Genomic DNA, 21,455 nt, shown 5'->3' on the forward strand with positions numbered 1-21,455 from the left:
GCCCCCTAGCCCACCGGCCAGGTGTGCACCGGCTCCCCCGTGCGCATGTGCTCGGCGTAGCGCCGGGTCATCGCGGCGAGCGCGGTCGGCCGGTCCATCCCGTACCGCTCGCGCAGCCGGTGGAAGGTGGCGCTCTGCCAGGAGGCGCCGTTGGTGCGGCGCAGGCAGCGCTGCTCGATGATGCCCAGGTACCGGTCCCGGTCGCCGGGCTCGACGCCCCACTCGTCCAGCCCCTGGTGGGCCATCGGCAGCAGCTCGTCCAGCACCAGGTCGACGGCCGGGACGGTGGCGAGCCCGCCTCCGCGGCCCGCCCGCCCGGAGCGCGGCCACTGGAACACCGCGTCGATGCCGTAGCGGGCGCCCTGGCGGAAGTTCTCGTCCGCCTTCTCGAACGACAGCCGCGTCCACACCGGCCGGGGCTGCTCGGCGAGCACCCGCACCAGCCCGTAGTAGAAGGCCGCGTTGGCGAGGGTGTCGGCCACCGTCGGCCCGGCCGGCAGCGCCCGGTTCTCCACTCGCAGGTGCGCCACCCCGCCGGCGACGTCGTAGACGGGCCGGTTCCAGCGGTAGATGGTGCCGTTGTGCAGCCGCATCTCGGCGAGCCTGGGCGCGCCACCGGAGGCCAGCACCTTCAGCGGGTCCTCGTCGTCGCAAATCGGCAGCAGCGCCGGGAAGTAGCGCAGGTTCTCCTCGAACAGGTCGTAGGCCGAGTCCACCCAGCGCTCGCCGAACCAGGTGATCGGGCGCACGCCCTGCGCCTTGAGCTCCGCCGAGCGGGTGTCGCAGGCTTGCTGGAAGAGCACCGGACGGGTCTCGCGCCACAGCTCCCGCCCGAACAGGAAGGGCGAGTTGGCGCCGAGCGCCAGCTGCGGGCCGCAGATCGCCTGGGCGGCGTTCCAGACCGAGGAGAACCGCTGCGGGGTCACCTGGAGGTGCAGTTGCAGGGAGGTCGCGGCCGCCTCGGCGACCATGGTGATCGACTCCAGCTGGAGGTGCTCGACCCCCTCGATGTCCAGGGCGATCTCCTCGCCCCTGGCGGCCAGGATCTGGTCGCTGAGCAGGCTGTAGCGCTGGTTGCCGCTCATCGCGTCCAGCCCGGTGTGGCCGTGCTCCAGGGTCGGCAGGATGCCCACCATGACGATCCTGGCCCCGGCCTCGGCGGCCCGGCGGTCGGCGTAGCGCAGGCCCGTGTCGATCTCCTCGCGCAGGTCCTCGAAGACGTGCCCGCAGAGCCGGTGCGGCGCGATGTTGACCTCGATGTTGAACCGGCCGAGCTCGGTCTGGAAGTCGCTGGAGCCGATCGCGCTGAGCACCTGCGCGTTGTGCATCACCGGCAGGCCCTGGTCGTCGGCCAGGTTGAGTTCGATCTCCAGGCCCATCACGGCGCGGGGCCGGTCGAAGCGGTTCTCGCTCAGCATCCGCCCGAGCGCGTCCTGGCATGCCTGGAGCTTGCGCCGGTACAGCTGCCGGTCCGCCAGATCCGCTCGTGTGGCCACGACCTTCTCGCCCACGGTTCCCCTCCTCCTGAACCACCCGTCGACCGACCGTGCCACAGCATCATGCCCACCTCGAAGATCGATACCCGAATGGCTCTACTGGCTTGCAATGCAAGGCAACTGACGCGGATTCACCAAATCTGTCAACTTGCCCGAGGCCACCGCCTGTGATAAACAGGTCACCCTGCGCATCTGTTCGAAGGAATTCGCACAGCGCGCCGGCCGGTCGCCCGTTCCCGCCCCGAGCCCCTCGTCGACGGCGGCGACAGCGCCGGCACCGCGATCCTGCACAACCGGACACGGCCAGGCTCCCGTCAATGCCGACGCACCCGCGCCACGCCGGTATGCCGCACTCGCACGCCGATCTCGCACGGAGGGCGGACCCCGCCATGACTCTGCAGACCCCCCAGCCCCCACCGAGCGCGCTGCGCGCCGTCCTGGGGGCACTCGACTCGGAGACAGCGCTGCGCCAGCCGGCCGCCGCCGCACTACTCCATCCGACCGGCCCCCTGCTGCCCGCCCACCCGCTCGCCGTCCACGTCCTGGACGGCCCCCGGGCCGAACTCTCCGCCGCCCGCCGCACGGGCTGGCGCTTCCTGATCAAGGACGGTCCCGAGGTGGCCGCCGCCGCGGAGGTGGTGCAGAGCGCCGAGGGGCACACCTTCTCCCACTTCACCGCCGGCCCCTACCTCGACTCGACGGTCCGGGCGCTGCGCCAGGCGTGGCAGATCGCCCAGGGCTCCCGCGCCCAGCGCCGGCCCCGGCTGCTGACCTTCCCCGGCCAGTACGCGACGGCCCTGTGGCTGCACAGCCCCGAGGCCGACCCGTCCGCCGACCTGCTGATCCCGCTCGCCCCGGCCCCGCTCGGCGTCACCGCCCACCGCGCCTACCCGGCGGCCGACCTGCTCCCCCTGCTCGCCCGCGCACCCCTGACGGCGAGGCCCCTGCTGCTCGGCTCCCCCTGAGCCGTCCGCGCAACCGCACGGGCCGCCGGGCACCCCGCCCGGCGGCCCGCCGCCGTACCCGCTCGACGCTCGCTCGACGGCCACTCGGACGGCCTCTCACCCTTTCGGAGGACTCCGCATGGCCCCTTTGGGCCATGCCGTGCCTGGCCCACCTGTGCGCACTTTCCCCCTCGGCCCACCTGAACGGGTGATCTCTACCCGGGAGTTGTGGCGCATGTCACCAAATACCTGCGCGCACGTCCCCGGATGCCGACACTGGGAACCAGCGTGGAAGGACCACCTGTCCTACCCACTTGAGTGCCGGTCAACACCTGGTCGGCGCATGGACAGAATCCGGCCACCGCGGCGGCACCCGGAGACACACTCGACGGGCGACCGCACCACGGGGAGGATCGCAGAGCGAAGCGAGGGTACGCGTATGTGCCAGCACCGTCCTGAGTGCCCATCGGCCGAGTCCGAGGACCGCGAAGCCGCCGTACCGGTGGCCTGCCACCCGGAGCAGGGCTGGAGCCTGCTCTGCAACGGCGTCGTCCTCTTCGAGGACACCGGAGAGCTGCTGCCCGACGGCCGGGTGATCGCCCCGCGCCGGGCCGTCGCCCACGCGGCCTGACCACCGGCCCGGCCCGACCGAACGGCGCGGAGCAGCCGCCGACCCTACGGAAGCGAAGCGAAGCGGGCGGGGCCCCGGCGAACGGTTTCGCCGGGGCCCCGCCTCACACGCATCCGCCGGTCAGACGCCGTACTCGTCCAGCGGCGGGCAGGAGCAGACCAGGTTGCGGTCGCCGTACGCGCCGTCGATGCGGCTCACCGGCGGCCAGTACTTGTCCGCCGGGTTGACGCCCGCCGGGAAGACCGCCTCCTGCCGCGAGTAGCCGTGCGCCCACTCGCCGGCCAGCTCGGCGGCGGTGTGCGGGGCGTTGCGCAGCGGGTTGTCCTCGGCGACCCACTCGCCCGAGCCGACCTTGTCGATCTCGCCACGGATCTCGATCATCGCGTCGCAGAACCGGTCGATCTCGTGCAGGTCCTCGGACTCGGTCGGCTCGATCATCAGCGTGCCGGCCACCGGGAAGGACATCGTCGGCGCGTGGAAGCCGTAGTCGATCAGGCGCTTGGCAATGTCGTCCACCGTCACGCCCGTCTCCTTGGTCAGCGGACGCAGGTCGATGATGCACTCGTGGGCGACCAGCCCGCCCGGGCCGGTGTAGAGCACCGGGAAGTGCGGGGCCAGGCGCTTGGCGATGTAGTTGGCGTTCAGCACCGCGACCTGGGTCGCGCGCTTGAGGCCCTCGCCGCCCATCAGCCGGACGTACGCCCAGGAGATCGGCAGGATCGCCGCCGAGCCCCAGGGCGCGGCCGAGATCGGGCCGACGCCGGTGGCCGGGCCGGCCTCCGGCTGGAGCGGGTGGTTGGGCAGGTACGGCGCCAGGTGGGCGCGCACCGCGACCGGGCCGACGCCCGGGCCGCCGCCGCCGTGCGGGATGCAGAAGGTCTTGTGCAGGTTCAGGTGCGAGACGTCCGCGCCGAACTTGCCCGGCTTGGCGAGGCCGACCAGGGCGTTCAGGTTGGCGCCGTCCACGTACACCTGGCCGCCGGCCTCGTGCACCAGGGCGCAGATCTCGGTGATCTGGGTCTCGTACACGCCGTGGGTCGACGGGTAGGTGACCATCAGCACGGCGAGGTTGTCGCGGTGCTGCTCGATCTTGGCCTTGAGGTCGTCGACGTCCACGTCGCCGTCGACCAGGGTCTTCACGACGACGACGCGCATGCCGGCCATCACCGCGGAGGCGGCGTTGGTGCCGTGCGCCGAGGACGGGATGAGGCAGACGTCGCGCTGGGCGTCGCCGTTGGCGTGGTGGTAGGCGCGCACGGCCAGCAGGCCGGCGAACTCGCCCTGGGAGCCGGCGTTCGGCTGGATCGAGACGGCGTCGTAGCCGGTGACCTCGACGAGCTGCCGCTCCAGCTCGCGGATCAGGGTGAGGTAGCCCTGGGCCTGGTCGATCGGCGCGAAGGGGTGCAGCTGGCCGAACTCCGGCCAGGTCACGGCCTCCATCTCAGTGGTCGCGTTGAGCTTCATGGTGCAGGAGCCCAGCGGGATCATGCCGCGGTCCAGCGCGTAGTCGCGGTCCGACAGGCGGCGCAGGTAGCGCAGCATGGCGGTCTCGGAGCGGTGGCTGTGGAACACGGGGTGGGTGAGGTAGTCGTCCTCGCGCAGCAGCGCGGCGGGCAGCGCCTCGGCGGCCTCGGCCACCTCCACGCCCGCGACGCCGAACGCGGCCCAGACGCCGGCCAGGTGCTCGCGGGTGGTGGTCTCGTCGGTGGAGACCGAGATCCGGTCCTCGCCGTCCTGGTGGACGTTGATGCCGTGGGCGCGGGCGGCGGCGGCGATCTCGCCGGCGCGGCCCGGGACGACGGCGGTGACGGTGTCGAAGAACTCGCCGTGCAGCAGCTCGACGCCGCCGGCCCGCAGGCCCTCGGCGAGGGCGGCCGCGTAGCGGTGGGTGCGGCGGGCGATGTCCGCCAGGCCGTCCGGGCCGTGGTAGACGGCGTACATCGAGGCCATGACGGCGAGCAGCACCTGGGCGGTGCAGATGTTGCTGGTGGCCTTCTCGCGGCGGATGTGCTGCTCGCGGGTCTGCAGGGCCAGGCGGTAGGCGCGGTTGCCGTCCGCGTCCACGGAGACGCCGACCAGGCGGCCGGGCAGCGAGCGGGCGTACTCGGCGCGCACCGACAGGTAGCCGGCGTGCGGGCCGCCGAAGCCCATCGGCACGCCGAAGCGCTGCGAGGTGCCGCAGGCGATGTCGGCGCCGAGCGAGCCCGGGGACTTGAGCAGGGTCAGCGCCAGCAGGTCGGCGGCGACGGCGACTATCGCGCCCAGGCCGTGCGCCTGCTCGATCACCGGGGCGAGGTCGCGCACGACGCCGGTGGCGCCCGGGTACTGGAGCAGCACACCGAAGACGCCGCGCTCGGCGATCTCGGCCGGGATGCCCTCGGACAGGTCGGCGACGACGACCTCGACGCCGGTCGGCAGGGCGCGGGTGTTGATCACCGCGACGGTCTGCGGCAGGGTCTCCGCGTCGACCAGGAAGACGCCGCCCCTGACCTTGGTGACGCGGCGGGCCAGCGCCATCGCCTCGGCGGCCGCGGTGCCCTCGTCCAGCAGCGAGGAGCCGGAGGTCGGCAGCCCGGTCAGGTCGGAGACCAGGGTCTGGAAGTTGAGCAGCGCCTCGAGGCGGCCCTGCGAGATCTCCGGCTGGTACGGCGTGTAGGCGGTGTACCAGGCCGGGTTCTCCATGACGTTGCGCAGGATGACCGGCGGGGTGAAGGTGCCGTAGTAGCCCAGGCCGATCATCGGCTGGAGGACCTGGTTGCGGCCGGCCAGCTCGCGCAGCTCGGCGAGGACCTGGGCCTCGGAGCGCCCGGCGGGCAGGTCCAGTCCGGTGATGGAACGGATGGCCTCGGGAACGGCGGTGGCGGCGAGCTCGTCCAGCGAGCTGTAGCCGACCGACGCCAGCATCTTCTCCTGAGCGTCCGCATCGGGGCCGATGTGACGGTTCTCGAAGGGGCTGGCCAGCTCAAGCTCGGTGAGGGTCGGGGCGCCGGTGGGGCGTCCCGCGTTCGGCTGGGCGTTCATGGTGGTCTCCTGGTCACGGACCGGGGGGCACGCACGCCGGCCGGCTGAGCCGCTGGTGACAGCGGTTCGGCCTCGGGCGGGCGCACCCGGCGGGCCTCCCCCTCTGTCATCGGGACCTGAGAGCTTCACCCGTACGCAGCGCTGTGGGCGCCGCGTCTGGCTTGCACCGTCGGTGAGGGTGGTGGTGTCGGCTCCCGCGCCGGCGCTCCTGCCCTGCTTTCCAGAGTGACCTATCCCGCACGGTACGGATGCCTGAGAGATTCCGGGGAGGAGTTGCTCCTTCGGCGCCCCTACCAGCGGTTTTCACTGGCGGGGACTCTCCCGCGCGGGCTCGGCGGTCGGGGCCCAGGGTACCAGCGGGAGGCCCTCCGATCACGGGTGCGTCAGGTCACTCGGGGTCTACGCGCGTGGCGTCGGAAATGCCCCGGACGGCCCAGCGCGCAGCCCGTCCGGCCGCACCCCGCTCGCGCCCCCGCGGACGATGCCCTTGGGTGTGAAGAGGCGGACGGTCGGGGTGCTCCGGCCGCCGTACCTGCGGGAGTTCCGCAGGCGCAGCGCACTGGAGGAAAGAGTGCAGACCGACATCGACCCCCGGGACCTCATCGGCCACAAGGCGGTCGACCGCAACGGAGACAAGATCGGCACCGTCGACGAGGTGTACCTGGACGACGCCACCGGCCGGCCCGAGTGGGCCGCCGTCCGGACGGGCATCTTCGGCCGGGACGCCTTCGTCCCGCTCACCACGAGCGAGTTCTCCGGCGACGAGCTCCGCGTGCCGTACGACAAGTCGCTGGTCAAGGAGTCCCCGGACTTCGGCGTGGGCCAGCACCTGTCGCCCGCCCAGGAGCTCCAGCTCTACCGCTACTACGGCCTCGACACCCCGGTGGACGGCCACCCGGCGCCGGAACCCTCCCGCCTGGCCGCGGAGCCCGACCTGGACTTCGGCACCACGGCGGCGGCCGCCACCGGCGCCGCCCCGCGGGCCTTCCACTCCCCCGAGCCCGCCGCGGCCCTCGCGACCGCGCCCGCCCCCTCGACCCCGACCACCATGACGGCGACCACCACGACCACCAGCACCGCCCCGGAGGCCAACGTGCGGACCCTCAGCACCCCCGCGCCCGCCGCTGCCACCACCACCGTCCCGGTGGTCGAGCCCAAGCCGCAGCCCGCCGCCCCCGTCCCCGCCGAGCGCCCGGCCCCCTCGGCCGCCACCACTGCGCGGACGGACGGCGCCGCCACCACCTCGCCCAGCGGCCCGCTGGAGATCACCTGCCGCGAGGAGCGGCTGGAGATCACCACCGAGTGGCACACCGTGGGCACCGCGAAGCTGCGCAAGTACGTGACCAGCGAGCAGGTCGAGCGCCGCGTCCCGGTGGTGCGCGAGCGCGTGCGGGTGGAGCGGATGCCGGTGAGCGAGGCCGAGCGCGCCTCGCTGACGGAGAAGGACATCGCCGAGGCGGTGGAGGAGGTCACCCTGCGCGAGGAGCGCCCGGTGGTCCGCAAGTACCTCGCCCCGATCGAGCGGGTCCGCCTGGTCGTCGAGCGCTACACGGCCGAGGAGGTCGTCCGGGACGAGCTGCGCCGCGAGCACGTCGAGGTCCAGGACTCCACCCCCGGCGCCCCCGCCCCCGACCTCCCGGCCGCGGGCGTCCCGGCCACGGGCGTCCCGGTCGCGGACGGCTCCCGCCCGGCGGCGGCGATGCGGCCCCTGTCCTGACGGTTCGCCACCAGGGCCCCGGACCACCCGGTCCGGGGCCCTGTCGCATGCCGGGACCGGCCCGGCCGTTCTCCTTTGCCAAAGCTTAACCACTCGATATTTGACACTCTTAACTATCTCCCGGCATCGTTACTTCAGTTCATTCACTATGTACGGGAGGAAGCAACCGTGAGTGAGGCACTCAAGCCCACCATCGCGGCCGAGAAGCAGAGCACCGCCCGGGTCCTGCCGGCCCTCATCCTGGCGATGCTGTCGTTCAGCGTGATCCAGACCGCCGTCGTCCCGATCCTGCCCTCGCTGGCCAAGGAACTGGACGTCTCCGGCTCCAACATCACCTGGCTGATGACCGCCAACCTGCTCTCCGCCGCCGTGCTGACTCCCCTGCTGGGCCGCTTCGGCGACCTCCGGGGCCGCAAGCCGATGCTGCTGATCTCGCTGGTCGGCCTGGTCGCGGGCTCGGCCCTGGCGGTCGGCACCCACTCCTTCACCTGGCTGGTCGTCGCCCGCGTCCTGCAGGGCGCCGGCGGTGGCGTGATGCCGCTGGCGATCAGCATCGTCCGCGACGAACTGCCCCGGCAGAAGGTCACCGGCGGCGTCGCCGCCATCTCCGCCTCGATGGGCGTCGGCTCCGGCCTCGGCCTGGTCGCCACCGGTCTCCTGCTGGAGCACTGGAACTACAAGTCGATCTTCTGGATGGGCCTGGTCTTCGGCCTGATCGCCATCGCCCTGGTCGTCTTCCGCGTCCCGACCGACCCGGTGACCGACAAGGAGGGCGGCGCCGACCCGCTCGGCGCACTCACCCTCGCCGGCTGGCTCTCCGCCCTGCTCGTCGCCGTCAGCCAGGGCAACCACTGGGGCTGGACCTCCACCAAGACCCTCGGCCTCTTCGCCGTGGCCGCCGTGGTCGCCCTCGTCTGGGGGATCATCGAGACCAAGGTCGCGCACCCGCTGGTCGACATGAAGATGATGTCCCGCCCGGCCGTGGCCTTCACCAACCTGGCCGGCCTGCTCATCGGCTTCGGCATGTACGGCTCGTTCATGGTCATCAGCAACTTCGCCCAGGCCCCGGACAAGATCACCCACTACGGCTTCACCGCGAGCGTCCTGCACGCCGGCATCATGCTGCTGCCCTCGGCCCTCGGCTCGATGGTCGCCGCCCCGCTCGGCGCCCTGCTGATCGCCCGCCGCGGCCCGCGCCTGCCGCTCGTCGCCGGCGGTGTGCTCGGCGCCGTCGCCATGGCCTACCTGGCCCTGCGGCACAGCGCCGAGGGCGACATCTACACCGCCTCGGCGATCTTCGGCCTGGGCATCGGCCTGGCCTTCTCCGCGATGCCCGCCTACATCAACGGCGCCGTCCCGGTGGAGCAGAGCGGCATCGCCAACGGCATGAACTCCGTGCTGCGCACGGTCGGCGGCGCGATCGGCACCGCCGTGATGGCCGCCATCCTGACCGGCGACACCATGAAGCTGCCGCCGCAGATCCCGCTGACGCTGCCCACCCTGGACGCCTTCAAGCACGCGTTCTGGACGGCCGCCGTGGTCTGCATCGTCGCCGGTGCCGTCCCGTTCCTGATCCGCTCCGCGAAGTCGGCCACCGCCGTCACCGCCGGCGGCTCGGCCCCGCAGCACACCAGCCCCGAGCTGGCCAAGACCGACGCCTGACGAGGCGTCCGACCCCCGCGCCCAGGGACAGGGCGCGGGGGCCCGGCCCGGCTGCGGCTCGTGAGGGCATCGCGACCGCACCCCGGCCGGCACGCAAATGCGGCCCCACCCGGTTTCTCCACACCGGGTGGGGCCGTTCCGCGTCCCGCCTCACCCGTCCGAGGAACCCTCGGGCCTGCGCAGCGGCAGCGCCCGCGAGGGCTCCAGCGCCGGATCGTCCACCGCGAACGTCCGCACCCGCCCGGGCCCGCTCCACGGCGTCTCGAACCGCACCGTCACCCGCCCGACCCCGCTGCCCTGCACCCACCCCGGCCCGAACTCCGCGTGCTCGACGTCCTGCCCGGGGTGCCAGCGCCGCACCGCCGCCTCGGGCGCCTCCTCCTCCACCGCCTCGGCCTCGGCCTCCTCCGCGTGCTCGGCCGCCTCCTCCCGCAGCGCCTGCGCGAACAGGTCCTCCTGCGTGTAGTCGGCGAGTTGGGCCACACCCACGCCCAGCAGCCGCACCCCGCCGGTGATGTCCACCTGCTCGGCCAGCCGCCGCGCCGTCCCCACGATCACCGTCTCGTCGTCCGTGGGCCCGCGCAGGGTCTCCGAGCGCGTCAGCGTCGAGAAGTCGAACCGCCGCACCTTGAGCACCACCGTCCGCCCCGAGCGCCCCGCCGCCCGCAGCCGCCGCACACAGCGCGCCGCCAGCGCCTCCACCTCCCGCAGCACCCGGTCCCGGTCCGCCAGGTCCACCTCGAAGGTGTCCTCCACCGAGACGGACTTGGCGTCCTGGTCGGGCACCACCGGCCGGTCGTCCAGCCCTATCGACATCTGGAAGATCCCGGCGCCGTGCGCCCGCCCCAGCAGCTGCACCAGCTCGGCCTCCCCCGCCTCCGCGAGCTCCGCCACGGTGTTCAGCCCCGCCCGCCGCAGCACCTGCTCGGTGGCCGGCCCGATCCCCGGCAGCGCCCGTACGGGCATCGGCCCAAGCACCGCGCGCTCCTGCCCGGGCTCGATCAGCACCAGCCCGTCCGGCTTGGCCCGCTCGGAGGCGATCTTCGCCATCAGCTTGGAGCCCGCCGCGCCCACCGAGCCCGTCAGCCCGGTGCGCCGCTCGATGTCCGCCCGCAGGTCCTCGCCCAGGGCCGTCACCAGCCGCTCGCCGGTGGCGTGGTCCGCCTCCGCCAGCGCCGGACCGTACGGACCGGCCTCCAGGTCGACGAACGCCTCGTCCAGGCTGAGCGGCTGCACCAGCGGCGACAGCTGCCTCAGCAGGCCCATCACGATCTCGCTGTTCTGCCGGTACGCCTCGAACCGGCCCGACAGGAACGCCGCGTTGGGGCACAGCCGCCGCGCCTGCGCCATCGGCATCGCCGAGTGAACCCCGAACCTGCGCGCCTCGTACGAGGCCGTCGAGACCACCCCGCGCCCGCCGAGCCCGCCCACGATCACCGGCTTCCCGCGCAGGCTCGGCTTGGCCGCCTGCTCCACCGCCGCGAAGAAGGCGTCCATGTCGAGGTGGATGATGCTCGGCAGAGAACGCACCCGGCGATCATCGCGCACGGGTACGACAACGGCGCCTCACCGGGCCCGGATCGGCAAGGCGGACCCTGGTGTCCCGCCCGCCTACCGACTGCCCGCCTCCGCCAGCGCCTTGGGGACGCCGTCCTCCCGGGGCCCGAGGAAGTGCGGGTCCGGCCGCAGCCAGACATTCACCGCCGCCTTCCCCGCCCCGGCGATCTCGCGCAGCCCGCCGTACCACCAGGTCTCGTCGTGCAGCTCCGGCACCCCGACGGCGTACGAGCGGATGCCCGCCGCCTCGCACAGCGCCAGCGCCCGCCGGACGTGGAAGTCCTGGCTCACCAGCACCGCCCGGTCCACCCCGAATATCCGGTGCGCCCGGGTGCAGGAGTCCCAGGTGTCGAAGCCCGCGTAGTCCCGCACCACCCGTGAGCCGGGCACCCCGTGCTCGGTCAGGTAGTCGTACATCGCGTCCGGCTCGGAGTACTCGACGCGCCCGTTGTCCCCGGTCACGAGGATCACCCGCACCTTCCCCGCCCGGTACAGGTCCAGCGCGGCCACCAGCCGGTGCTCCAGGTACGGCGAGGGCTTGCCCTGGTCCAGCCCGGCGCCGAAGACCACCGCGACCGGCGCGGACGGCGCGCTCTCCACCGTGCCCACCCGGTCCCCCGCCGTGCACCACAGCCAGGCACTGGGCGCCAGGGCCAGCGAGCAGCCCACCGTCACCAACTGGAACAGCCGCCGCTGCGCCCGCCTCTGCCGCAGCCGAACCCGCCACTGCCCGGCCCTGCGCCGCAGCAGGCCCACCACATCGGTGCCGCCCCTCACACGCCCTCCCTCGATCGCCTCGACGGACGAACGACGAGGCCACGGCCCCGAACGGTTCCCCGCCCGGGCCGCGGCCTCGGAGTGACGTGCTCTCAGACCGCCCGGTTGCGCCTCTGCGCGAGCTCGTCGCCCGGGTCCTGGCCCACCAGCGTCTCGCCGGTGTCCGTCCGCTCGGCGTGCAGCCGCCCGAGGGTGCGCTCCAGCTCCTGCCAGACGGCCCCGACCGCGATGCCGAACACCCCCTGACCGTTCTTCAGCAGGTCGACCACCTGCTGCGGCGTGGTGCACTCGTACACCGTCGCGCCGTCGCACATCAGCGTCAGCCCGGCCAGGTCGCCCTGCTCGGCCGCCTGCAGATGGGCGACCGCCACCCGGATGTTCTGCAGCGAGACGCCGACGTCCAGCAGCCGCTTGACGATCTTCAGCAACAGGACGTCGCGGAAGCTGTAGAGCCGCTGGCTGGTCGCCGGGTACGCCGTGCGCACGCTCGGCTCCAGCAGCCCCGTGCGGGCCCAGTAGTCCAGCTGGCGGTACGTGATGCCGGCCGCCGCACAGGCCGTCGGCCCTCGGAAACCGATCAGTTCGGAGGTCGGTGCGAGCCGCTCGATCGCCGGCTGGCCCGGCTGTACGGCGGGGAACCTGCCCACCCTGGGCAGCTCGGTCACGGCGCGAGCGGTGCGCGGCACGTGCACGGCGCACAGACCGCCCACGGCCGCGTCATCGCCGGTGCTGGTCATGCCTACCTCCGTCCACTCGTGCTGCGGGCAACCCGGCTGCGGGCATCGACCACCCGGACAGCCACTCCTGACGACGGTAGGCAGTCCCCTATGACCCGTCAACGATCGCCACGCCGAGCCGGACAAACGGCATCACTCAGGAGAGTGGTTTTTCGTGCCCCTAGTGTGGGTAGGTGGACGGCTTTTGGCAAAACGACGGGCGCGACCGCCACCCGCCCCGTCCGCGCTACTGCGGACCACTGCCCCCGAAGTCCTCGGGTGACACCTGGTCGAGGAACTCGCGGAACTTCTCGACCTCGTCCTCCTGCTCGTCCGGGATCGCGATGCCCGCCTCGGCGAGCACCTCCTCGCTGCCGTAGATCGGCGTCCCGGTCCGCAGGGCCAGCGCTATGGCGTCGGACGGCCGGGCGCTGACCTCGACCCCGCCGGAGAAGACCAGCTCGGCGTAGAACACGCCCTCGCGCAGGTCGGTGATCCGCACCTCGGTGAGCTGCTGGCCGAGCGCCTCGAGGACGTCCTTGAACAGGTCGTGCGTCAGCGGCCGCACCGGAGTCATGCCCTGCTGGGCGAAGGCGATCGCGGTCGCCTCGCCGGGGCCGATCCAGATCGGCAGGTACCGGTCTCCCCCGACCTCCCGCAGCAGCACGATCGGCTGGCTGGAAGGCATCTCCACTCGGACACCCACGACGTCGAGCTCATTCACACAGGCAACCCTATGGCTCCGACCCCGGATATGAAAGCGCAGGAGGGACGCCGCTGGTCAGCGCACTGCCCCGGCGGCGGAACGGCTATCCCCTGCCGCGCAGACCGGCCTGGACCATCGCCGCGTGCAGCCGCACCGACAGCGTCGCCAGCTCCCTCGCTGTGGCCTCCGCGTGCGCCCTGGTCTGCGGGTTGCGGTGCCTGCGCAGCGGCGCCACCACCTGCTCGACGAGCGCGATCTCACGGTCGGCCGCCGCCTTCATGGCCCTCAGGTGCCGCGGCTCCAGCCCGTAGCGGCCCAGTTCCGCGACCAGCCGGGCCACCTGCAGCGCCTCGCCGTCGTACCCGCCGTCCGGCCCGGGCGCGACCAGCCCGTACGACTCCCACTCCACGAGCTCCGGCTCCCCCGCCTCGGCGGCGGCGAGCAACTCGGCCCGCCCGAGCCGCACCCCCGGGGCCACCTCGGCGGAGGCGACCAGCTCCCGGTCCGCCTCCTCCAGCGGCCCGGGCCGGGCGTCGGCGACGGGCAGCGCGGGCGGAGCCTCGCCGCGCTCGATCGCGTCCAGGTGCTCGCGGATCACCCGCAGCGGCAGGTAGTGGTCCCGCTGCATCCGCAGGACGTACGCCAGCCGCTCCACGTCGGCCGGGCTGAACTTGCGGTACCCCGAGGGCGTGCGCTGGGGCTCGACCAGCCCCTCCGCCTCCAGGAAACGGATCTTGGAGATCGTCACCTCGGGGAAGTCGTCGCGCAGGAAGGCCAGCACGGCTCCGATGCTCAGCAGTTCGTCACCGCCGCGCCGCCGCCCGCCGGACCGCTCCGGCCGGACCGGCTGCCTGGGGCCCGCGACCACCCCGCGCCCGTTCCGGTCCGACTGCGGACCGGACGGCGCGGGGGCGGCCGCCCCGAGAGAAGAGGAGGGGGGATTCGTACTCACTCGGGCTCCTGCCGACGTTGGTTTCAGTACCCCCGGTTGTGGCCGGCGAAGAACACCAGCCGGTACTTGCCGATCTGCACCTCGTCGCCGTTGTTCAGCGGGACCTCGTCGATGCGCTCCCGGTTGACGTAGGTGCCGTTGAGGCTGCCCACGTCGGCCACGCTGAAGCCGCCCGGCGTACGGCGGAACTCCACGTGGCGGCGCGAGACGGTCACGTCGTCCAGGAAGATGTCGCCCTGCGGGTGGCGGCCCGCCGTGGTCACGTCCGAGTCCAGCAGGAAGCGGCTGCCCGAGTTCGGGCCGCGCTGCACGATCAGCAGGGCCGAGCCCGGCGGCAGGGCGTCGATCGCCGACAGCACCTCGGCCGACAGGGCCGGCGTGGCGCCGGTGCCGGTCGTGGTGTTGGGGTCGTAGGACTCCAGGCCGGAGATCGAGATGGTCGAGGTGGTCTCCGCCGCCCCCTCCGGCAGGAGCCCGCCGCGCAGAGCGGTGCCGCAGTTGGAACAGAAGCGGGCCCCGGCAGGGTTCTGGTTGCCGCACCTGGGGCACGGAGTGGGGCCAGCCATGTTCACAGCCTCCTGGCGCGGCACACCCGACGGGTTGTGCCCGGCGTACGGGTCCGGTGCAAACCCTCCACCAGAGGTTGAGGGTCCTGACGGGAAACCTATGCGCGGGTCGCCGGAGGGGTCAACCGACGCGCCGTAGCCCGCCGGATTCCCCGCGTACTGCGCGGCGCCGCCGTCGCGGAACAGCGGCTGGCCGCCGTACGGCGCGGCCTCGGGAGCGGGACGCATGCCCGGCACGGCGGGCTCGTCCTCCGGCCGGCGGTGCCGTGCGGTGGGCGCCTCGACGGCGGCCGCGTCACGACCCTTGTTGCGACCGAACAACTTCGAGAAGAAACTCACGGGCGAATCCCCTTGCGTGTGACAGACCCGCCCGCGGGGCAGGGTGAGAACCTCGGACAGGCTGTGGGACCGGCTGTGGCCGGAGCCTGCTGGAGTGGTACTCCGACTGTTGGTGCTGCTGCTCTTGGTGCTCCGGTGCGCCCCGGCGCTCTCCCGGGGACCGGCACGGACCAGTCTCGCCCACGCCGCGGCGGAACCCCGCACCGGGTGCCGCCCGCACGTGACGGGCCGTTCGTCGGGCGCCGCGTCACTTCGAGGCCGGCTTGGCGAACTGCGGCGTCTTCAAGTCCACGACGGCGTCCACGGCCACCTTCTGCTGCTGGGTGATCGTCGCCCGCGCCTGGTTGTTCTCCAGCGTACGGACGACCCCTCCCGGGATGTTCAGCGCGGGAGTCAGGTCCTGCGGGTTCCCGACGACGGTGAACCGGTAGGGCTGGGACGCCTTCTTCCCGTCGATCTGCACCCCACCGCCGGGCACGTCGGTGAAGTAGGTGTTGACCACCACGCGCACATCGTTGATCTGAATCGCCTCCGCCCCCGCCGCTCGTAGTTCCTGCAGGGTGTCCAGCAGCATATCCGCCTTCACCTGCCCTTGGGGATCATCGACCGTGAGTACGATGCCCGGACCAGTGGCTTTGACGGTGCCCGCGAGCACGCCCAGCTCCGTCGCCTTCTTCCTGGTCTGCTCCTGGGCCTCCTTGGCCTGGTTCGAGCTGTTCTCCAGCTTCGCCAGGGACTGCTCCAGCTCCGCCTTCTCCTGTTGGAGACGCTGCTGGCGGCTGTCCAGTTCGTCGAGGATGCGAACCAGGTCCTCCTGGCGGGCGCCGCGCAGCTGGCTGTGGTGGTCGTTCGTCGAGCGCACCTGGATCGCCAGGCCCAGGCCCAGCGAGAACAGCAACAGGGCCACCACCAGCTGACCGCGCGACAGCCGCGGCGGCCACAGGGCCGCCTTCAGGCGCCGCCGACCGGCGAGCCGCTCCGGAACGGCGTCCGGCTCGGGCGTCGGCTCAGGCTCGGGCTCTGCTTCCGCCTCGGGCGTCGCTTCGGGCTCAGGCTCGGGTTCAGGCTCCGGCGTCGGTTCGGGCTTCGACTCGGGCTCGGCTGCCGGTTCGGGCTCCGGTTCCGGCTCAGCCGGTTCCCCGGTCCCGACCTCAGCCCCGACCTCAGCCCCGACCTCAGGCTCGACCTCAGCCTCAGCGTCAGACTTCTCGGACACCGTCCCCGCCTCCTCGGCCGCCTCGGTGGGCTCCTCCACCTCCTCGGCGGTGCGCTCCTCGGCCTCCTCGGCCTCCACAGCCTTGACCTCGGCCTTCTCCTCCCGCGCCGCCGCCTCGCGGCCCGCCTCAGGCACGGAAGACATGGCGCCGGATCGCAGCCGCGTTGGAGAAGATGCGGATGCCGAGGACGACGACCACACCGGTGGACAGCTGCGAGCCGACGCCCAGCTGGTCACCCAGGAACACGATCAGGGCCGCGACCACCACGTTCGACAGGAACGAGACGATGAAGACCTTGTCGTTGAAGATCCCGTCCAGCATCGCCCGGACACCGCCGAACACGGCGTCCAGCGCCGCCACCACCGCGATCGGCAGGTAGGGCACGACGGCGTCCGGCACCTCCGGCTGGACGAAGAGCCCGACGACCACCCCGATCACGAGACCCAGTACGGCAATCACGGTCTAGCTGCTCCTGTCCCTGCGGGCGACGACCCGGTCGAGGCCGTCGTGGGCGTGTGGGCTGTGGTCGTCTTCCCGGTGCCACCGGGCGTACGGCGCGCGCCGGTCGCGCTCGCCGACGGTGAGACGGACGCGCTCGGGCTCGCCGGGGTTCCGGGCGTCGCCGACTGCGTGTCGGCCGGGGTGGCCGGGGTGGCCGAGGGGCTCACCGTCGGCGACGGCTCGGGAGTGAGCGGCTGCGCGTTCCGCAGCGTGACGCCGACCGCCGCCGGCAGCGTCAGGCTCTTCTGCGTGGAGAGCGTCGACTTGATGCCGTACTTCTCCTGGATGACCCGCAGGTACTGCCCCGCCATGTTGCCCTCGAAAGCGGTCAGCACCTTCGACCCGTCCCCGATCGCCAGGACGGTGTACGGGGGCACCAGCGGCCGGTTGTCCACCAGGACGGCCTCACCGGCGGCGCGGATCGCCGAGAGCGCGGTCAGCCGCTGGCCGTTGATCGAGACGGCCTCGGCGCCGGCGGCCCAGAGGCCGTTGACCACGAGCTGGAGGTCGCGGTCGCGCAGCCGCCCGGTGTTGGAGAAGCCCTGCCCGGCCCGCGGGTCCACGCTCCCCCCGCCGCCGGTGCCCGCCGCGTCCTCCAGGACGAGCTTCAGCCCCGGCCCCGTCACCTCTCCCAGGCCCACCGGACCGGCCAGCGTCCCGGCGTCCCCGCCGCCCGAGGCGAGCGCCTGCTGCTGGGTGCTGTCGACCTTGCGCCGCAGGTCCTGGACCTGCTGCTGGAGGTGGTCCGCCGAGCCGTTGCTGTCGTTGATCCGGCTGATCAGCGCGTCGCGCTCCTTGGCCAGCGAGGGCTCCGCCTTGTGCGCGTTCACCGCGCCGACCGTCACGACCGTCCCCACCAGCGCCAGCCCGACGCCCAGCGTCAGCAGCCCGCGCGCCGTCCTCGGCATCCGGCCGTCCTGCTCCCCGCCCCGCGCGGCGGCCGCCTCCGCGTACCCCTCGTCCAGGCCGTGGTCCATCACGCTGGTCAGCAGGGACATCGAGGCGTCCGGGCGGTTGTACCGTCCGTTCGGGGCACTCGGCGTCGGCGTCGCTGGCATGCCGACCATCGTCCCATGGCGGCGATCGGGCCCGTGCACGCCCCCTGAGCTGCTCACACTCCGGAAAGTGACGGACCCTTCCGAATGAGGTGAAAACGGACAGCGGGGCGCGCGGACCAGGCCGCGCGCCCCACCGATCGGAGCTGTCCCGCTCTCAGCTCGCCGAGGTCACCGCCCCGCTCCGTCGACCACCGCCGCCCACTCGTCGAGCAGCGCCTCGGTGGCCGCGTCGTCCGGGCCCTCCGCCCACAGGTGGGTGACCGCCTCGGCCGGGTCCGGCAGCACCAGCGTCCACCGCCCGTCCGCCTCGACCACCCGCACGCCGTCCGTCGTGTCCAGCTGCCGGCTCCCCGCCGCCTCCACGACCGAGCGCATCACCATGCCCTTGGCCGCCCACGGCGTCGCGATGTCCCGCCGCCGGATGTGCGCCTGCGGAATCCGGGCGTCGATCTGGCTCAGCGTCAGCTGGGTGCGTGCCACCAGGCCCACCAGCCGGACGAACGCCGCGGCGCCGTCCAGCACCCCGCTGAACTCCGGCACCACGAAACCGCCGCGCCCGTCCCCGCCGAACACCGTGCCCTCGGCCGAGGCGGCCTTCGCCAGGTCGTCCGGCGTCGTGGTCGTCCAGATCACCTGCGTGCCGTGGTAGGCGGCGACCTGCTCGGCGATCCGCGTGGTCGTCACCGGCAGCGCCACCTGCCCGCTGCGCCGCTCGGCGGCCACCAGGTCCAGCAGCACCAACAGCGCCCGGTCGTCGTCGATCACCCGGCCCAGCTCGTCCACGAACGCGACCCGCTCGCCGACCGGGTCGAACCGCACCCCGAAGGCGGCCCGCGAGGAGGCCACCAGCTCACCGAGCCTGGCCAGCCCCGCCCGCCGCGTCTCCGCGTCCTCGGTCGGCCGTGCCTCGTCCAGCCCGCTGGAGACGGAGAGCGCCTCCACCCCGAGCCGACCGAGGATGCTCGGCAGAACGAGCCCCGCGCTGCCGTGCGCGGTGTCCACGACCACCTTGAGCCCGGCCTCCCGGACCCCGGTGGTGTCCACCGTCCGCAGCAGGTTGCCCGCGTACGAGTCGAAGACGCTGGACGGGAAGGTCAGGTCGCCGATCTCACCGGGGAAGGCCCGGCGGAACTCCTGCCGGGCGTAGACCCGGTCGAGCTTGCGCTGCCCCGCCTGGGACAGGTCCGCGCCCCGCTCGTCGAAGAACAGGATGTCCAGCGAGTCCGGCACACCGGGCGTCGTCCGCAGGAAGATGCCGCCCGCGCTCCCCCGCGCCGTGTGCTGCCGGGCGACCGGCATCGGCACGTTCTCCAGGTCGCGCACGTCGATCGCGGAGGTCTGGAGCCCCGAGATCATCGCCCGTTTGAGTGCACGCGCACCACGCGAGTGGTCACGCGCAATGGTGACGGTGGCGCCCTTCTTCAACGTGGTGGCGTACGCGCCCGCCAGCCGAACGGCCAGCTCCGGGGTGATCTCGACGTTCAGGATGCCCGAGACACCGCGGACACCGAAGAGGTGCTCCTGCCCCCGGGACTCCCAGATCACCGAGGTGTTCACCACCGCGCCGGCCTCGATGGTCTTGAACGGGTAGACCCGGACGTTCGCCGCGATGATCGACTCCTCGCCGATCAGACACTCGTCCCCGATCACCGCGCCGTCCTCGATCCGCGCGGCCCGCATCACGTCGGTGTTCTTACCGATCACACAGCCGCGCAGATTGCTCTGCGGCCCGACGTAGACGTTGTCGTGCACCACCGCCTTGTGGAGGAAGGCACCCCGTTTGACGACCACGTTGCTGCCCAGCACGGTGTGCTCGCGGATCTCGACACCGGCCTCGACCTTGGCGTAGTCCCCGATGTACAGCGGCCCTCGCAGCACCGCCTCCGGGTCCACCTCCGCACCCTCGGCCACCCAGACGCCCGGCGAGATCTCGAACCCGTCGAGCTCGACCTCGACCTTGCCCTCCAGGACGTCCGCCTGGGCCTTGCCGTAGCTCTCGTGGGTGCCCACGTCCTCCCAGTAGCCCTCGGCCACGTACCCGTAGACGCCCTTGCCCTCCTTCAGCAGCTGGGGGAAGACGTCGCTCGACCAGTCCACGGACTCGCCGGCCGCCACGTAGTCGAAGACCTCGGGCTCCATCACGTAGATCCCGGTGTTCACCGTGTCCGAGAAGACCTGGCCCCAGGTCGGCTTCTCGAGGAAGCGCTCGACCCTCCCCTCGTCGTCCGTGATCGTGATGCCGAACTCGAGTGGGTTCGGAACACGGGTGAGACAGACGGTGACCAGCGCGTTCTTGCTGCGGTGAAAGTCGATCAGTTCAGTGAGATTGAAGTCGGTCAGAGCGTCACCGGAGATCACCAGAAAGGAATCGTCCTTCAACGCGTCCTCGGCGTTCTTGACACTCCCCGCAGTGCCGAGTGGCGTCTCCTCATGGGCGTACGTCAGATGCATGCCCAGTTCCTCGCCGTCACCGAAGTAGTTCTTGACCAGTGACGCCAGGAACTGGACGGTGACCACGGTGTCGGAGAGACCGTGTCGCTTCAGCAGCCGAAGCACGTGCTCCATGATCGGCCTGTTGGCGACCGGCAACAGTGGTTTCGGCATGCTGGAGGTCATCGGGCGGAGTCGAGTGCCCTCGCCCCCTGCCATTACTACGGCTTTCATTACGGGTGCGTCCTCCTTCGGTGGTGGACCTGCAGGTCCATCAAACCGTTCCAGAGGGTTCTCTACCCGGATGAAATCGTCCGACGCACCGACCCGACGTGGGACTTCTCTCAGATCACGTCTCAGCCCGTGGACGCCGCACGCGCCGTGCTCGCGCGGACGATCTGCCGCGCCTGCACCGCGTAAAGAATGGCGGCCCACCAGTACAGAACCGTCCCCCACCAGATGAACGCCCAGCTCACCACCTCGGCCGGCCGCGCGATCCAGCTGTCCAGCTGACCGAGAAGGAGAAGCGGAAACGCGTACATCAGATTGAAGGTCGCGGCCTTCCCCAGGAAACTCACCTGGAGCGGTCCGTAACCGTGCCGGTTCAGAATCGGCAGAAGCACACTGATGAACGCGTCGCGCGCCACCAGAATGGCCGTCACCCACCACGGCAGAATCCCGCGCCAGGTCAGCCCGATCAGCGTGGAGAAAATGTAGAGCCGATCCGCCAGAGGATCGAGCAACTGCCCCACCCGGCTGATCTGCCCCCACCGCCGGGCGAGCTTTCCGTCCAGATAGTCACTGACACCGCTGAGCATCAGGATCAGCAGGGCCCAGCCGTCGTTCTTCGGGCCGTCGAAGACCGGCCAGAGAATCAACCAGAGGAAGATCGGAACGCCGACCAGCCGGCCCATGCTGAGCAGGTTGGGGATGGTGAGGACGCGATCGGTCTGGACCCGCGTCTCCTGGACCTCCACCCGGGGGCCTCCTGAACCGTGTGACAACAATGCACGTTGACCATACAACAGAAAAGCCCCCGTCCGGTTCACCCGGCGGGGGCTTCTCTAGAAGAATTGTTCGGCGGCGTCCTACTCTCCCACAGGGTCCCCCCTGCAGTACCATCGGCGCTACGAGGCTTAGCTTCCGGGTTCGGAATGTAACCGGG

17 protein-coding genes, 1 rRNA gene and 1 riboswitch are annotated in these 21,455 nt (G+C 72.0%); of the genes, 4 read left to right on the forward strand and 14 right to left on the reverse strand.

All coding sequences use genetic code 11. The features are described from left to right. Positions 1–5: 5 nt before the first annotated feature. Entirely contained in the window at positions 6–1,511 is a 1,506-nt protein-coding gene (locus IH61_RS0117300; protein ID WP_031070628.1) for a glutamate--cysteine ligase, read from the reverse strand. 374 nt (positions 1,512–1,885) lie between these two features. Here IH61_RS0117300 and IH61_RS0117305 point away from each other — a divergent pair, with 374 nt between their 5' ends. Both IH61_RS0117305 and IH61_RS0117310 read left to right on the forward strand, forming a co-directional pair. Then, positions 1,886–2,461 carry a hypothetical protein gene (locus tag IH61_RS0117305; RefSeq protein WP_031070630.1) on the forward strand — a complete coding sequence of 192 codons (576 nt, stop codon included), beginning with the start codon at positions 1,886–1,888 and terminating at the stop codon, positions 2,459–2,461. A 418-nt stretch (positions 2,462–2,879) separates the two neighbouring features. Next, entirely contained in the window at positions 2,880–3,071 is a 192-nt protein-coding gene (locus IH61_RS0117310; protein WP_031070632.1) for a DUF5999 family protein, read from the forward strand. A gap of 120 nt (positions 3,072–3,191) precedes the next feature. On the opposite strand, the gene gcvP is transcribed toward IH61_RS0117310, so the two are convergent. Next, positions 3,192–6,092 carry an aminomethyl-transferring glycine dehydrogenase gene (gcvP, locus tag IH61_RS0117315; RefSeq protein WP_037972918.1) on the reverse strand — a complete coding sequence of 967 codons (2,901 nt, stop codon included), beginning with the start codon at positions 6,090–6,092 and terminating at the stop codon, positions 3,192–3,194. Between the two features lie 230 nt (positions 6,093–6,322). Then, positions 6,323–6,426, reverse strand: a riboswitch (glycine riboswitch). A 159-nt stretch (positions 6,427–6,585) separates the two neighbouring features. Between gcvP and IH61_RS44585 the strand changes: the two genes are divergently transcribed. Both IH61_RS44585 and IH61_RS0117325 read left to right on the forward strand, forming a co-directional pair. Continuing rightward, entirely contained in the window at positions 6,586–7,809 is a 1,224-nt protein-coding gene (locus IH61_RS44585; RefSeq protein ID WP_158845053.1) for a PRC and DUF2382 domain-containing protein, read from the forward strand. Between the two features lie 168 nt (positions 7,810–7,977). Beyond that, complete coding sequence (locus tag IH61_RS0117325; RefSeq protein ID WP_051837270.1) at positions 7,978–9,471, forward strand: MFS transporter; 1,494 nt, start codon at positions 7,978–7,980, stop codon at positions 9,469–9,471. Positions 9,472–9,621: 150 nt separating this feature from the next. On the opposite strand, the gene IH61_RS0117330 is transcribed toward IH61_RS0117325, so the two are convergent. The 12 genes from IH61_RS0117330 to rrf form a co-directional block, all read right to left on the reverse strand. Continuing rightward, positions 9,622–11,001 (reverse strand): DNA polymerase IV, encoded by a 1,380-nt coding sequence (locus IH61_RS0117330; RefSeq protein ID WP_031070640.1) that lies wholly within the window; start codon positions 10,999–11,001, stop codon positions 9,622–9,624. An 81-nt stretch (positions 11,002–11,082) separates the two neighbouring features. Then, the gene (locus IH61_RS0117335) at positions 11,083–11,805 is read right to left on the reverse strand and encodes a SanA/YdcF family protein (protein ID WP_234327212.1); all 723 of its coding nucleotides are present in this window, start codon (positions 11,803–11,805) and stop codon (positions 11,083–11,085) included. 92 nt (positions 11,806–11,897) lie between these two features. Beyond that, positions 11,898–12,542, reverse strand: coding sequence for a MerR family transcriptional regulator (locus IH61_RS0117340; protein ID WP_031070644.1), 645 nt, complete (start codon positions 12,540–12,542; stop codon positions 11,898–11,900). Between the two features lie 226 nt (positions 12,543–12,768). Next, positions 12,769–13,245, reverse strand: a complete 477-nt coding sequence (locus IH61_RS0117345) for a bifunctional nuclease family protein (RefSeq protein ID WP_031070646.1) — start codon at positions 13,243–13,245, stop codon at positions 12,769–12,771. A gap of 85 nt (positions 13,246–13,330) precedes the next feature. Continuing rightward, complete coding sequence (locus IH61_RS0117350) at positions 13,331–14,023, reverse strand: MerR family transcriptional regulator (protein ID WP_031070649.1); 693 nt, start codon at positions 14,021–14,023, stop codon at positions 13,331–13,333. Between the two features lie 179 nt (positions 14,024–14,202). Next, positions 14,203–15,084, reverse strand: coding sequence for an FHA domain-containing protein (locus tag IH61_RS44590; protein WP_078911170.1), 882 nt, complete (start codon positions 15,082–15,084; stop codon positions 14,203–14,205). A gap of 247 nt (positions 15,085–15,331) precedes the next feature. Further along, entirely contained in the window at positions 15,332–16,444 is a 1,113-nt protein-coding gene (locus tag IH61_RS0117360; protein ID WP_420713949.1) for a DUF881 domain-containing protein, read from the reverse strand. Continuing rightward, positions 16,428–16,760: a small basic family protein gene (locus tag IH61_RS0117365; RefSeq protein WP_030062488.1), complete on the reverse strand. Its 333-nt coding sequence runs from the start codon at positions 16,758–16,760 to the stop codon at positions 16,428–16,430. The genes IH61_RS0117360 and IH61_RS0117365 overlap by 17 nt, the downstream gene beginning before the upstream one ends. Further along, complete coding sequence (locus tag IH61_RS0117370) at positions 16,757–17,860, reverse strand: DUF881 domain-containing protein (RefSeq protein WP_324607603.1); 1,104 nt, start codon at positions 17,858–17,860, stop codon at positions 16,757–16,759. Before IH61_RS0117370 ends, IH61_RS0117365 begins: the two co-directional genes overlap by 4 nt. Positions 17,861–18,028: 168 nt before the next feature. Next, positions 18,029–20,524, reverse strand: a complete 2,496-nt coding sequence (locus tag IH61_RS0117375) for a mannose-1-phosphate guanyltransferase (protein ID WP_031070659.1) — start codon at positions 20,522–20,524, stop codon at positions 18,029–18,031. A gap of 122 nt (positions 20,525–20,646) precedes the next feature. Beyond that, positions 20,647–21,267, reverse strand: a complete 621-nt coding sequence (locus tag IH61_RS0117380) for a CDP-alcohol phosphatidyltransferase family protein (RefSeq protein WP_031070660.1) — start codon at positions 21,265–21,267, stop codon at positions 20,647–20,649. A 98-nt stretch (positions 21,268–21,365) separates the two neighbouring features. Next, a 5S ribosomal RNA gene (gene rrf, locus IH61_RS42930) occupies positions 21,366–21,455 on the reverse strand; the annotation flags it as partial.

Origin of the sequence: Streptomyces sp. NRRL WC-3742 (genome assembly GCF_000720635.1) — a bacterium.
GTDB lineage: Bacteria > Actinomycetota > Actinomycetes > Streptomycetales > Streptomycetaceae > Kitasatospora.